We start from the raw sequence: 13,630 nt of genomic DNA, 5'->3' as shown, positions 1-13,630 counted from the left end.
AACCCATGCCGATCGAAATTTTGATGCCCGCCCTTTCTCCGACCATGGAAGAAGGCACGCTTTCCAAGTGGATCAAGCAGGAAGGCGATACCGTGAAGTCCGGCGACGTGATTGCCGAGATCGAGACCGACAAGGCGACCATGGAAGTGGAAGCCGTCGATGAAGGCGTCCTTGGCAAGCTGCTGATTGCGGCGGGCACCGAAAACGTCAAAGTCAACACGCCGATCGCGGTTCTGTTGCAGGATGGCGAAAGCGCCGACGCCGTAGCTGCTCCGAAGAAGGCTGATGCCGATACTCCGGCTGCAGCTTCGGATGCTGCAGGTGGCAAGGCACGCGAAGCGACTGCCGAGCCGGATTCGGCTGCCGACAACAAGGTCCCGGCCGCGCCCAAGATCGAAGTCGCTTCCGATCCGGATATTCCGGCCGGCACGGAAATGGTGACGATGACCGTGCGTGAGGCGCTGCGCGAAGCCATGGCCGAGGAAATGCGCGCCAATCCCAACGTCTTCATCATGGGTGAGGAAGTTGCCGAATATCAGGGCGCCTACAAGATCACCCAAGGGCTGCTGCAGGAATTCGGCGACAAGCGCGTCGTCGACACCCCGATCACCGAGCATGGCTTTGCCGGTCTCGGCGTCGGTGCGGCAATGGCAGGCCTGAATCCGATCGTCGAGTTCATGACCTTCAACTTCGCCATGCAGGCGATTGACCACATCATCAACTCGGCTGCCAAGACGCTCTACATGTCCGGCGGCCAGATGGGTGCGCCGATCGTCTTCCGCGGACCGAACGGTGCGGCTGCCCGCGTTGGCGCCCAGCACAGCCAGGACTACGCGGCCTGGTACAGCCAGATTCCGGGCCTGAAGGTCGTCATGCCGTATACGGCCGCCGACGCCAAGGGCCTGCTGAAGGCCGCGATCCGCGATCCGAACCCGGTTATCTTCCTGGAAAACGAAATCCTCTACGGCCAGTCTTTCGAAGTGCCGAAGATGGACGACTTCGTCCTGCCGATCGGCAAGGCGCGGATCCACAAGACAGGCAAGGACGTGACGATCGTGTCCTTCGGCATCGGCATGACCTATTCGGTCAAGGCGGTGGCCGAACTGGAGAAGGAAGGTATCGATGTCGAGCTGATCGACCTGCGGACCATCCGTCCAATGGATCTGCCGACCGTCATCGAGTCCGTCAAGAAGACCGGCCGCCTGGTTACCGTCGAGGAAGGCTATCCGCAGTCGTCGGTCGGCACCGAAATTGCCACCCGCGTCATGCAGCAGGCCTTCGACTATCTCGATGCGCCGATCCTGACGATCGCCGGCAAGGATGTGCCGATGCCTTATGCGGCCAACCTTGAAAAGCTGGCTCTGCCGAGCGTTGCCGAAGTCGTGCAGGCGGTCAAAACCGTCTGCTACAAGTAAGGGGCCGGCTGATGTCGAAATCGTCTGTGAAGCAGATTCTGCCTGTTTCGGGCTCTTGGTTCAGGGTGCTCGGGACAAAAGAAAATCCGCTTCTGGAAAGAGTCGTGTTCTGGGCCTTGGTCAAGACCGAGGAAACCGAAGTCATAGTCGGAGTTCCGCGCGAAGAAATCGGTGTGATTGGTGCGGTTGATGGCTGGCTTGAAGACGTTGCCGGATACATTGAGGTTGCTCCTGATCAGGTCGCCTGGCTGATGGAACATCCCGAAGAACTTGCGCAGTTTGAACTTGTGTGGGCGGAGGACTAATATGCCGATCAACATCACCATGCCGGCCCTGTCTCCGACGATGGAAGAGGGCAATCTGGCCAAGTGGCTTGTCAAGGAAGGCGACAAGGTCAAATCCGGCGATGTCATCGCCGAGATCGAGACCGACAAGGCGACCATGGAAGTGGAAGCCGTCGATGAAGGTATCGTCGCGAAGATCGTCGTTCCCGCCGGTACCGAAGCCGTGAAGGTCAACGCGCTGATCGCAATCCTTGCAGAAGAAGGCGAGGACGTCGCTGCCGCCGCCGCTGGTGGCGGATCTTCCGCGCCGAAGGCCGAGACTGCTCCTGCCCCGAAGGCGGAAGCTGCACCGACGCCGGCATCTGCACCCGTCGCCGCACCGGCTCCCGCAGCCGCGTCGGCTGCGCCGACCGCTTCGACCGGTGAGCGCGTCTTTGCCTCGCCGCTCGCGCGTCGCCTCGCCAAGGACGCCGGTCTCGACCTCAAGGCCGTCTCCGGCTCGGGTCCAAAGGGCCGCGTCGTCAAGAGTGACGTCGAAAAGGCCGTCAGCACCGGCGGTGCCAAGGCTGCGCCGGCCCCCGCCGCGGCAGCTTCGGCTGCGGCACCGGCCATGGCTAAGGGCGCGTCGGAAGAAGCCGTTCTCAAGAACTTCGCAGAAGGCTCCTACGAGCTCGTGCCGCATGACGGCATGCGCAAGACGATCGCCAAGCGCCTGCAGGAGAGCAAGCAGACCATTCCGCACTTCTACGTGTCCGTGGATTGCGAACTGGATGCCCTGATGGCGCTCCGTGCCCAGCTGAATGCCGCCGCCCCCGAAAAGGACGGCAAGCCGGCATACAAGCTCTCGGTCAACGATATGGTGATCAAGGCGCTGGCTCTTTCGCTCCGCGACGTGCCGGATGCCAACGTCTCCTGGACCGACACCAACATGGTCAAGCACAAGCATGCCGATGTCGGCGTGGCGGTCTCGATCCCCGGCGGTCTGATCACCCCGATCATCCGCAAGGCCGAGGAAAAGAGCCTGTCCACCATCTCCAACGAGATGAAGGACCTCGGCAAGCGCGCCAAGGACCGCAAGCTGAAGCCTGAAGAATATCAGGGCGGCACGACTGCCGTGTCCAACATGGGCATGATGGGCGTCAAGAGCTTCTCGGCCGTGGTCAACCCGCCGCATGCAACGATCCTCGCGGTCGGTGCCGGCGAAGAGCGGGTGGTGGTGAAGAAGGGCGAGATGAAGGTGGCGACTGTCATGACTGTGACGCTCTCGACCGACCATCGCTGCGTCGATGGCGCGCTCGGTGCGGAATTGCTGGGTGCCTTCAAGCGATACATCGAAAATCCGATGGGCATGCTGGTCTGATCCGGGGAGCGGTGCGATGAAGACCGTTCTTGTCTACGGCGACAGCCTGACATGGGGATACGATCCGGTAAATCTGGGTCGGCATGCCTATGAGGACCGCTGGACGAGCGTCTTGCAAAAGGCGCTCGGTCACAGGGTCCGGGTGATCGCCGAAGGCCTGAACGGCCGCACCACGGCCTATGATGACCACCTGGGCGATTGCGAGCGTAACGGAACCAAGTTGCTGCCGACGCTTCTCGCCACGCACAAGCCGATCGATCTGGTGATCATCATGCTGGGGACGAATGACCTTAAGCGTGGCATCCAGGGAACGGCAATCGGCGCGACCAGTGGCGTCAAGCGTCTGGTCAAGCAGGTGCAGAAGCATGACTGGGGTTTCGAGTTCGAAGAGCCCGAGATCCTGATCGTCGCACCGCCTGCGATCCGTGAGACGGCCAATTCGGTGTTCGGCGCCATGTTCAACCACTCGGTGGAAGAAGGCGCCATGCTGGCCAGCATGTATCGCGACGCGGCGGACGAGGCCGGATGTGCCTTTTTCGATGCCGGATCGGTCGCCGAGACCACACCGCTCGACGGCATCCATCTCGACGCTGAAAACACCCGTGCCATCGGACGCGGCCTTGAGCCGATCGTCCGCATGATGCTCGGGCTTTGAAGAAAGCCCGCTTCCTGAACTCTCCATCAGGGCGCGTTGATCAAAATCAAGGAGGTCTTGTGCGCTGCGTCTAACCTGAGCCCATCAACCCCGACAAGAGGAGATGGGTTCATGTCGAACACACCGCACGAACTGGCAGTGGAATTCCCGGAACACGTCGCGCTGATGCGTCATCTGAAGGAAACGGATGGTCATTTCGCGAGATTGTTCGAAACCTATCATGAGGTGAACCGGGCCATCCACCGCGCCGAAACAGATGTCGAGCCTGCAGACGACTTCCACATTGTGGAAATGCGCAAGAAGCGGATGCAGCTCAAGGATGAAATCTACGGGATGCTGGTTCATCACGAACCGGAAGCCGAGACACCGCCCGTCTGAGGCACTCGCTTCCAGTCCCGAACCGGGCCTCCGCCGCCAAACGCGCGGAGGCTCGCAGGAAACCGAGGAGTGGAAGCGCCCATGTCGAATGTTTACGACGTCATCATCATCGGCTCCGGCCCCGGCGGCTACGTCACCGCTATTCGTGCAGCTCAGCTCGGCCTGAAGACGGCGATCATCGAGCGCGAGCATTTGGGCGGCATCTGCCTCAACTGGGGCTGCATCCCGACCAAGGCGCTCCTGCGCTCGGCCGAGATCCTCGATCACGCCAATCACGCAAAATCCTACGGCCTGACGCTGAACGGCACGATGACCGCCGACGTCAAGGACGTGGTCGCCCGTTCGCGCGGCGTCTCGGCCCGCCTCAATGGCGGCGTCGCCTTCCTGATGAAGAAGAACAAGATCGACGTGATCTGGGGCGAAGCCAAGCTCACCAAGCCCGGCGAAGTCGTCGTCGGCAAGATGACCAAGCCCGTCGTCGAGCCGCAGAACCCGATCCCGAAGGGCGTTCTGGGTGAGGGCACCTATACCGCCAAGCACATCATCGTCGCGACCGGTGCGCGCCCCCGTGCACTCCCAGGCATCGAGCCGGATGGCAAGCTGATCTGGACCTATTTCGAGGCGATGAAGCCGGACTTCATGCCGAAGTCGCTGGTTGTCATGGGCTCGGGCGCCATCGGCATCGAATTTGCCTCCTTCTACCGCTCGATGGGCGTCGACGTCACCGTCGTCGAACTGATGGCCAACATCATGCCGGTCGAGGACGTGGAAATCTCCACCTTGGCCCGCAAGCAGCTGGAAAAGCGTGGCCTGAAGATCATCACTGAAGCCAAGGTCTCCAAGGTCGAGAAGGGCACGAATTCCATCACCGCCCATGTCGAGACCAAGGATGGCAAGGTTCAGACGATCACCGCTGACCGTCTGATCTCCGCCGTCGGCGTCCAGGGCAATATCGAGAACCTCGGCCTCGAAACGCTCGGTGTGAAGACCGACCGCGGCTGCATCGTTATCGACGGCTACGGCAAGACCAATGTGCCGGGTCTGTATGCGATCGGCGACGTCGCAGGCCCGCCGATGCTCGCCCACAAGGCCGAGCACGAAGGCGTCATCTGCATCGAGAAGATTGCAGGCTTGCCCAATGTCCATCCGATGGACAAGGCCAAGATCCCGGGCTGCACCTATTGCAATCCGCAGGTCGCCTCGGTCGGTCTGACAGAAGCCAAGGCGAAGGCCGATGGTCGCGAGATCCGCGTTGGTCGCTACAACTTCAACGCCAACGGCAAGGCGATCGCGCTCGGCGAAGACCAGGGCATGATCAAGACGATCTTCGACAAGAAGACCGGCGAACTCATCGGCGCCCACATGGTTGGCGCGGAAGTGACCGAACTTATCCAGGGCTTTGTTGTCGCGATGAACCTCGAGACGACAGAAGAAGAGCTGATGCACACGATCTTCCCACATCCGACGCTGTCGGAAATGATGAAGGAAAGCGTGCTTGACGCCTATGGCCGGGTGCTCAACGCCTGAAGCCCGGTTGTGAAACGGAACCTCGCCGCCTATATGGGCGGCAGGTTCCAAATTGACGATCCGAAGGGAGTTCGACGTGGCAGGGTTTGAAGTCGGTATTCTCGCAACCATCTTCTTCGGCGGCCTCGCCGGATGGCTCGCAGGCAAGCTCATGGACATGCGCTTCGGCGTCATCATGAACATCATCATCGGGATCATCGGTGCGGTGATCGCGGCTGCGATCTTCCGCCGTCTGGGCATCTTCGTCGCGGGCGACTGGCTGGGCTATCTGATCACCAGTTTCGTCGGCGCAAGCATCCTTCTCTTCATCGCCAAGCTCGTCAGGCGGTAAACGAAAGGCCGCACACACTGCGGCACAGGGTTTTCATCATGGTTACCATTCTCGACAGGATCAATGTCTCCAGCCCCGCCGTGGTGGCGTCCGCAGACGAGAAGCGCGTCCGCCATCCGGAAAAGGCCCACAAGCCGGACACGGAAGTTCTGCGCAAGCCGGAATGGATCCGCGTCAAGGCGCCGACCTCCAAGGGCTACCACGAGACCCGCGAACTCGTCCGCTCCCACAAGCTGGTGACGGTCTGCGAGGAAGCCGGCTGCCCGAATATCGGCGAGTGCTGGGACAAGAAGCACGCGACCTTTATGATCATGGGCGAGATCTGTACCCGCGCCTGCGCCTTCTGCAATGTCGCGACCGGCAAGCCGAACGCGCTCGACTTGGAAGAGCCCGCGAATGTCGCCAAGGCTGTCCGCCAGATGGGCCTGCAGCATGTGGTCATTACCTCCGTCGACCGTGACGATCTGGCCGACGGCGGCGCCGAGCACTTCGAACAGGTCATCTGGGCGATCCGCGAAGCCTCGCCGGGTACGACCATCGAGATCCTCACCCCGGACTTCCTGAAGAAGCCGGGCGCCCTGGAACGCGTCGTCGCCGCCAAGCCCGATGTCTTCAATCACAACATGGAAACCGTGCCGGGCAACTATCTGACCGTCCGCCCAGGCGCCCGCTATTTCCACTCCGTGCGCCTGCTGCAGCGGGTCAAGGAACTGGACCCAACCATGTTCACCAAGTCGGGCATCATGGTCGGCCTCGGCGAAGAGCGGAACGAAGTCCTGCAGCTGATGGACGACCTGCGCACCGCCGACGTCGACTTTCTGACCATTGGCCAATATCTCCAGCCGACCCGCAAGCACCACAAGGTCGAGCGCTTCGTCACGCCGGACGAGTTCAAGTCCTACGAGGACATCGCCTATACCAAGGGCTTCCTGATGGTGTCTTCGAGCCCGCTCACGCGCTCATCGCACCATGCGGGGGATGACTTTGCGCGGTTGAAGGCGGCGCGGGAGAAACTGGTGGCCAAGGCGTGACAGCCTGATTTTACACTGTCTTCAAGTGTCCTGACGGGTTAAGTCTGATGCACGTTAGGAGTGTGCGGCGTTGGTTTGTTACGTCTATTCGTCTGAAGAAGCCGCGGAGCTTTTGAACCGAGCAAGGCGCATCTGCGTCATCGGCTCATCAGGCTCCGGCAAGAGCACGTATTCCCAAAGCCTCGCATCCTCTCTTAATCTAGTTTACGTTTCGCTGGACAGGGATGTACGCTGGCTGCCCGGTTGGCAGTAACGGAGCAGGCAAGAGCAGCGTGAACGCTTGAGTGACTTGGTTGCCCGTGAGGCTTGGGTCATAGACGGCAGTGGTTCGTCGTCATTTGACATAAGGCTGCCTCGCACCGACCTCATTATTTGGCTGCGACTTCCCAGATGGAAATGCTTGCTGGGCGTGGCGAAAAGAGTTGCCCGTTACAAAGGTACCGTGAGGCCAGATATGGCCGAAGGTTGCCCTGAACCTTTGCCCGATCGCGACTTCCTTTCCTACATCTGGAACTTCGAGCGCCGCTACGTCCCAAGCATCATCCAGGAAATCGATCGTCACGGCCCGTCCGTACCCGTCATAACCCTCAAATCCCACGGCGAAATGGCGCACCTGCTTGATCTCGCGGGACTTCCTCATTAAGTCCCGCTTCATGCCACAATTCGAAACCCGCCGCCTCGTCAAGCACTCGCCCGACCGCATGTACGCCCTCGTCGCCGACGTCGGGCGCTATCCGGAATTCCTGCCGCTCTGCGAGGCTCTGACCATCCGCTCGCGCCGCGAACGCGACGGCAAGGAACTGCTGCTTGCCGATATGACGGTAGGCTACAAGGCGATCCGCGAAACCTTCACGACGCAGGTTCTGCTGAGCCCGGCAGAGCGGACCATCGATGTGAAATACATCGAGGGTCCGTTCAAGTACCTGGATAACCGCTGGCGCTTCGAAGAAACGGCCGATGGCGGCTGTGCCGTGCATTTCTACATCGACTACGAGTTCAAGAACCGAATCCTTGGCGCGCTCATGGGCTCGATGTTCGACCGCGCCTTCCGCATGTTTTCCGAAGCATTCGAGACGCGTGCTGACAAGATCTACGCTGGCGTCTGAGCGGTTGCCAAGAGCATTTCAAGTGCCGTCCGCACGGTCGCCAGCCTAACCTGCGCGCGGCCGATCTCGCCGTAGCGCATTTCCCGATGATCGACGATGCCCGATCGGGTGTTTAGGGCAAGATGCACGAGCCCAACCGGCTTCTCCGCTGATCCGCCACCCGGTCCTGCAATACCAGTGACGGCCACTGCGACCTCGGCACCCGAACGCATCAGTGCCCCATGGGCCATCTGTAAGACTGTCTCCCTCGACACTGCACCGAAGCTTTGGAGCGACGCTACCGAAACGCCGATCAGGTCCATCTTCGCCTGGTTCGTATAGGTGACGAAGCCCCGATCGACGACGGCGGACGATCCGGCAATCTCAGTCAGGGCGCCGGCAATCAACCCGCCAGTGCAGGACTCTGCTGTCGCGATCATCCAGCCCCGGTCGCGGTAGACGGCAATGATTGCGGAGGCCAGCGCCTCGATGTCGGCCGGATAGAGCCCCATCAAGCATTTCCCCGGAATACCACCGTCGCCGTGGCAATCGCCGCGATCCCCTCGCGCCGGCCGACAAAACCGATCGTCTCGTTGGTCGTCGCCTTCACCGAGCAGCGATCAAGCGAGATGCCGAGGATCTCAGCGAGTTTTTCCCGCATGGCCTGCCGATGGGGGCCGATCTTAGGCGCTTCGGCAATAAGCGAAATATCTGCATTCATGATCGTGCCGCCGGCCTCCCGTGCGATCCTGGCGGCATGCTCCAGGAAGATGCGGGACGGCGCGCCCTTCCACTGCATATCCGAGGGCGGGAAATGATCGCCGATATCGCCGGCACCACAGGTCGCAAGCAGCGCGTCTGTCAGCGCATGCAGCGCAACATCGGCATCCGAATGTCCCTTGAGCTTCTGGTCGTGCGGAATGAAGATGCCGCAGAGGGTAACGCCGTCACCGGCTTCGAGCTGGTGCACGTCATAGCCGTTTCCGGTGCGGACATCGGGCAGGGCGGAGCCCCGCAGTTTTTCGTCGGCCATGGCGATGTCCCTTTGAACCGTGAGTTTGACGTTATCGATCGAGCCCTCGACCAGATGCACTGGAATGCCCGCCCATTCCGCGATCGAGGCGTCATCCGTAAAGTCTGCAGCCTGTTCTTCGGCAGCCCGCTCATGTGCGAAAAGTATAGTCTCGTAGTGAAAGCTCTGGGGCGTCTGGGCGGCGAACAGATCCTTGCGCGGAACCGTGCCCATGACCACCCCGGAGGCATCCCCGCGCTTGATCGTGTCCGATACCGGCACGGCCGGCAGCACGGCGGATTTGCCGGAGCTGAGTTCGGTTGCGATCCGCTCCAGCAGTGCTGCGTCGACAAAGGGCCGCACACCATCTTGGATCATCACATGGCCAACGTCGCGACCTTGAAGTGCCCGCAGACCGTTCAGGACCGACGCTTGCCGCGTTGCGCCGCCTGTGACGACGATCAGGTTCTCCCGTCGGGGCACATCTGCAGTAGCGTCGTTGAGCAGCGCGCGGTCGTCGGGATGGATGACGAGCACGATCGGACCACTTTTGGGCCAGTCGAGGAATGGCTTGAGCGTATGCCAGATGACTGCCCTGCCGCCGATCCTTCGATACTGTTTGGGTCCTTCGAGGGAGGCGCCAGCGCGTTCGCCGCGGCCCGCGGCAACCACAACGATCCCGATTGTTCCGCTACGCACTTGCTCCATCGCCCCGCCTGGTCCATGACACATTTTCTTCGCACCCGTGCTCTATCGGCTCAGGATCGTCTTTTCCAGCATTTGCACGATTTTTTGTCGATGCATGAGCTTTGCCTCTTGGCAAGCCAGTGCTGACTGTCTAAAAATAATGCAAATGTGCTTGATGCCTGAAAGATAATCAGTTGGTTCCTGTTGCTTTGCACACGCCGTTTTCCATCGGCTCGGTTCCTGTCCGGAACCGGATTGTGCTTGCGCCGATGTCCGGCGTGACGGACCTGCCGTTCCGTCAGCTGGCATTTCGGTTCGGGGCTGGTCTCGTCGTGACCGAGATGGTGGCAAGTCGTGAACTGGTTTTCAACGCTGCCGAAAGTTGGTCGCGCCTTAAAGGGGCGGGGCTTAACCCCCACATGGTCCAGCTCGCCGGGCGCGAAGCCAGGTGGCTTGCCGAAGCTGCCGTCATCGCCGAGGCCAATGGTGCCGATATCATCGATATCAACATGGGCTGCCCGGCCAAGAAGGTGATCGGTGGTTATGCCGGATCGGCCTTGATGCGCGAACCGGATCACGCCCTGTCATTGATCGAGGCGACGGTAAAAGCGGTCAAGATCCCAGTCACGGTCAAGATGCGCCTCGGCTGGGACGAGACGTCGATCAACGCGCCCGAGATTGCCGCGCGCGCCGAAGCCGCCGGTGTGCAGCTAATTACCGTGCACGGACGCACCCGTATGCAGTTCTATGAGGGCAAAGCAGACTGGGACGCCATCGCAGCCGTCCGAGATGCGATCCGGATTCCCCTGATCGCGAATGGCGATGTCGAGACGGTGGAGGATGCCCACGAGATCTTGCGCCGCTCAGGCGCCGACGCAGTCATGGTCGGCCGCAGCTGCCAGGGAAGGCCTTGGCATGCGGGGGTGCTGGTAGGGCATGCCGGTCCGCAGGCATCCGAGATACCGGGCCTCGTCGTGGAACACTACCAGATGATGCTGGAGCATTACGGCGCCGATGTCGGTGTCCGTCATGCGCGCAAGCATCTCGGCTGGTATCTCGATCGCCATTCACCGGATCTGACGCCGCAGGCGAAGGCCGCAATCATGACATCGAAGGACTCGGATTTCGTCGCCGATGCCATGCAGCAGGCGCTCTCGGGCAGCCGCGACGTCACCACCAGACAGGAGGCCGCATGACGGCGAACGACAAGGGCGGTGGCCTCGCCATGGCCGTCCTGAACGCCATCCAGAACCCTGTGGTGATGGTGGATGCCAATGGCCATATCGCCTTCGCCAACTGGGAGGCCGAGGCCTTCTTTGGCGCGAGCGCCACGCATCTCGCCCGCTACCGCATCTCGACCTTCATTCCATTCGGCAGTCCGCTTTTGTCTCTCATCGAGCAGGTGCGCGAGCGCCGTGCGCCGGTCAACGAATACCGCGTCGACCTGAGCTCCCCCCGCCTGGGCCAGGAAAAGCTCGTAGACCTCTATGTCGCGCCGGTCCTCAGCCAGCCGGGCAACGTGGTCGTCGTCTTCCAGGAACGGTCGATGGCCGACAAGATCGACCGTCAACTGACCCACCGTGCCGCTGCCCGCTCCGTCACCGGCCTCGCCTCGATGCTGGCGCATGAGATCAAGAACCCGCTTTCGGGAATTCGCGGGGCGGCCCAATTGCTGGAGACAGCGGTCACTGATGAAGACCGGGCGCTGACCCGCCTGATCTGCGACGAGACCGATCGCATCGTCTCGTTGGTGGATCGCATGGAGGTCTTCTCCGACGAGCGCCCGGTGGATCGCCAGTCGATCAACATCCACTCGGTGCTCGACCAGGTGAAAGCCGTCGCTAAGGCGGGGTTTGCCCGCAATATTCGCATCACCGAGAACTATGACCCCTCGCTTCCTCCGGTCTTCGCCAACAGGGACCAGCTGGTGCAGGTCTTCCTCAATCTGGTGAAGAATGCCGCCGAAGCGATCGGTGAACGCTCCGATGGCGAGCTCCAGCTGACGACAGCCTATCGTCCCGGCATCCGCCTATCCGTCGCGGGCTCGCGTGAAAAGATTTCGCTGCCGCTTGAATTCTGCGTGCATGACAATGGCCCAGGCGTGCCCTCCGATCTGCTGCCGAATCTTTTCGATCCCTTCATTACGACGAAGACGAACGGATCCGGCCTCGGACTGGCGCTTGTTGCCAAGATTATCGGCGCCCATGGCGGCATCGTCGAATGCGACAGCCAGACCAACCGCACCACATTCCGGGTCCTCATGCCCATGTCGAAAGAGACGGCTCTCGACGATGCGCCCCTTTCCAAATCCACGGGAACGAACTGATGACGGCGACGATCCTTGTTGCAGATGACGATGCTGCGATCCGCACGGTGCTGAACCAGGCACTGAGCCGCGCGGGTTATGACGTCAGGATCACCTCCAATGCTGCCACGCTCTGGCGCTGGATTTCGGCGGGCGAGGGCGATCTGGTGGTGACCGACGTCATCATGCCGGACGAAAACGCCTTCGACCTCTTGCCGCGGATCAAGAAGGCGCGCCCCGACCTCCCAGTCTTGGTCATGAGTGCACAGAACACCTTCATGACGGCGATCAAGGCCTCCGAAAAGGGCGCCTATGATTACCTGCCCAAGCCCTTCGACCTGACCGAACTGATCGCCATCATCGGCCGCGCGCTGTCGGAGCCGAAGAAGCGCCCGGCGCGCCTCGACGACGACATGCAGGACGGCATGCCGCTGGTCGGGCGCTCCGCCGCCATGCAGGAAATCTACCGCGTGCTCGCCCGCCTCATGCAGACGGACCTGACGCTGATGATCACCGGCGAGTCCGGCACGGGCAAGGAACTGGTCGCCAAGGCGCTGCACGACTACGGCAAGCGCCGCAACGGCCCCTTCGTCGCGATCAACATGGCCGCGATTCCTCGCGACCTGATTGAATCCGAACTCTTTGGCCACGAAAAGGGCGCCTTTACCGGCGCCCAGACCCGCTCCACCGGTCGTTTCGAGCAGGCCGAGGGCGGCACGCTCTTCCTCGATGAAATCGGCGATATGCCGATGGACGCGCAGACACGGCTGCTTCGCGTTCTGCAGCAGGGCGAATACACCACCGTCGGCGGCCGCACGCCGATCCGCACGGATGTGCGCATCGTCGCCGCCACCAACAAGGACCTGAAGCAGTCGATCAATCAGGGTCTCTTCCGCGAAGACCTCTACTACCGCCTGAACGTGGTTCCGCTACGTCTGCCGCCGCTGCGTGATCGTGCGGAGGATATTCCGGATCTCGTGCGCCATTTCATCCAGCAGGGCGAAAAGGAAGGGCTCGACGCCAAGCGCTTCGATCACGAAGCCCTGGAAGTGATGAAGTCCTATGCCTGGCCGGGCAACGTGCGCGAACTGGAAAACGTCGTGCGCCGCCTCATGGCGCTTTATCCACAGGATGTCATCGCGCGCGAAGTCGTCGAACAGGAACTGCGCTCGGATGTGGCAGACAGCCCGATTGCGAAGGTCGGGATGCCGGCGGGAACGATGACCATTTCGCAGGCTGTCGAAGAAAACATGCGAACCTATTTCTCCTCCTTCGGTGACGGACTGCCACCATCGGGCCTCTACGACCGCGTGCTGACGGAAATGGAGTATCCGCTCATCCTCGCCGCCCTGACCGCCACCCGTGGCAATCAGATCAAGGCGGCCGATTTGCTGGGCCTCAACCGCAATACCTTGCGCAAGAAGATCCGCGAACTCGGTGTCTCCGTCTACAGAAGCTCCCGTTCCGCTTGACACGGGTGGAGCTGCCGTTGCATTTTCGCCACATTGCGTTGCTCAAAAGACACGTTGCCTTGTGACCGGAGTCGCTTTGTCGTCCGAT

The 13,630-nt window shown here is 61.3% G+C and carries 14 protein-coding genes and 1 pseudogene; 13 read left to right on the top strand and 2 right to left on the bottom strand.

The window, feature by feature from the left end; genetic code table 11:
* Window positions 1-5 precede the first annotated feature (5 nt).
* The 10 genes and pseudogenes from E9677_RS11290 (at window position 6) to E9677_RS11245 (ending at window position 8,087) form a co-directional block, all read left to right on the top strand.
* The gene (locus E9677_RS11290; RefSeq protein ID WP_136558220.1) at window positions 6-1,415 is read left to right on the top strand and encodes a pyruvate dehydrogenase complex E1 component subunit beta; all 1,410 of its coding nucleotides are present in this window, start codon (window positions 6-8) and stop codon (window positions 1,413-1,415) included.
* Between the two features lie 11 nt (window positions 1,416-1,426).
* Window positions 1,427-1,720, top strand: a complete 294-nt coding sequence (locus E9677_RS11285; protein WP_136558219.1) for a hypothetical protein — start codon at window positions 1,427-1,429, stop codon at window positions 1,718-1,720.
* A gap of 1 nt (window position 1,721) precedes the next feature.
* Window positions 1,722-3,059, top strand: coding sequence for a pyruvate dehydrogenase complex dihydrolipoamide acetyltransferase (locus tag E9677_RS11280; protein ID WP_136558218.1), 1,338 nt, complete (start codon window positions 1,722-1,724; stop codon window positions 3,057-3,059).
* A 16-nt stretch (window positions 3,060-3,075) separates the two neighbouring features.
* The gene (locus tag E9677_RS11275; RefSeq protein WP_136558217.1) at window positions 3,076-3,714 is read left to right on the top strand and encodes an SGNH/GDSL hydrolase family protein; all 639 of its coding nucleotides are present in this window, start codon (window positions 3,076-3,078) and stop codon (window positions 3,712-3,714) included.
* Between the two features lie 111 nt (window positions 3,715-3,825).
* Entirely contained in the window at window positions 3,826-4,092 is a 267-nt protein-coding gene (locus E9677_RS11270; protein ID WP_136558216.1) for a YdcH family protein, read from the top strand.
* A gap of 81 nt (window positions 4,093-4,173) precedes the next feature.
* A complete protein-coding gene (gene lpdA / locus E9677_RS11265; protein ID WP_136558215.1) occupies window positions 4,174-5,619 on the top strand; it encodes a dihydrolipoyl dehydrogenase in 1,446 nt (481 codons plus the stop codon).
* A 76-nt stretch (window positions 5,620-5,695) separates the two neighbouring features.
* Entirely contained in the window at window positions 5,696-5,950 is a 255-nt protein-coding gene (locus E9677_RS11260) for a GlsB/YeaQ/YmgE family stress response membrane protein (RefSeq protein WP_112245573.1), read from the top strand.
* Between the two features lie 38 nt (window positions 5,951-5,988).
* Window positions 5,989-6,981 (top strand): lipoyl synthase, encoded by a 993-nt coding sequence (gene lipA, locus E9677_RS11255; RefSeq protein ID WP_136558214.1) that lies wholly within the window; start codon window positions 5,989-5,991, stop codon window positions 6,979-6,981.
* A gap of 70 nt (window positions 6,982-7,051) precedes the next feature.
* A pseudogene (locus E9677_RS25540) lies at window positions 7,052-7,624 on the top strand (AAA family ATPase).
* A 10-nt stretch (window positions 7,625-7,634) separates the two neighbouring features.
* On the top strand, window positions 7,635-8,087 hold the full coding sequence (locus tag E9677_RS11245; RefSeq protein ID WP_136558213.1) for a type II toxin-antitoxin system RatA family toxin: 453 nt from the start codon (window positions 7,635-7,637) through the stop codon (window positions 8,085-8,087).
* Here the strand turns inward: E9677_RS11245 and E9677_RS11240 are convergent.
* Together E9677_RS11240 and E9677_RS11235 are read right to left on the bottom strand one after the other, a co-directional pair.
* Complete coding sequence (locus E9677_RS11240; protein ID WP_136558212.1) at window positions 8,072-8,578, bottom strand: CinA family protein; 507 nt, start codon at window positions 8,576-8,578, stop codon at window positions 8,072-8,074. The two genes, E9677_RS11245 and E9677_RS11240, sit on opposite strands and share 16 nt — an antisense overlap.
* Window positions 8,578-9,786, bottom strand: coding sequence for a bifunctional 2-C-methyl-D-erythritol 4-phosphate cytidylyltransferase/2-C-methyl-D-erythritol 2,4-cyclodiphosphate synthase (locus E9677_RS11235; protein ID WP_136558211.1), 1,209 nt, complete (start codon window positions 9,784-9,786; stop codon window positions 8,578-8,580). The genes E9677_RS11240 and E9677_RS11235 overlap by 1 nt, the downstream gene beginning before the upstream one ends.
* Window positions 9,787-9,944: 158 nt before the next feature.
* On the opposite strand from E9677_RS11235, the gene dusB reads away from it, so the two are divergent.
* The 3 genes from dusB to ntrC are packed head-to-tail and all read left to right on the top strand — an operon-like array spanning window position 9,945 to window position 13,542.
* Entirely contained in the window at window positions 9,945-10,961 is a 1,017-nt protein-coding gene (dusB, locus tag E9677_RS11230; protein WP_136558210.1) for a tRNA dihydrouridine synthase DusB, read from the top strand.
* Window positions 10,958-12,091, top strand: a complete 1,134-nt coding sequence (locus E9677_RS11225) for a two-component system sensor histidine kinase NtrB (RefSeq protein WP_136558209.1) — start codon at window positions 10,958-10,960, stop codon at window positions 12,089-12,091. The genes dusB and E9677_RS11225 overlap by 4 nt, the downstream gene beginning before the upstream one ends.
* Entirely contained in the window at window positions 12,091-13,542 is a 1,452-nt protein-coding gene (gene ntrC, locus E9677_RS11220; protein WP_136558208.1) for a nitrogen regulation protein NR(I), read from the top strand. The genes E9677_RS11225 and ntrC overlap by 1 nt, the downstream gene beginning before the upstream one ends.
* Window positions 13,543-13,630 lie beyond the last annotated feature (88 nt).

Origin of the sequence: Peteryoungia rhizophila (genome assembly GCF_004912145.1) — a bacterium.
Taxonomy (GTDB): Bacteria; Pseudomonadota; Alphaproteobacteria; order Rhizobiales; family Rhizobiaceae; genus Allorhizobium; species Allorhizobium rhizophilum.
The sequence above is the reverse complement of the archived record's forward strand: the minus strand, read 5'-3'. Positions and strand labels throughout refer to the sequence as shown.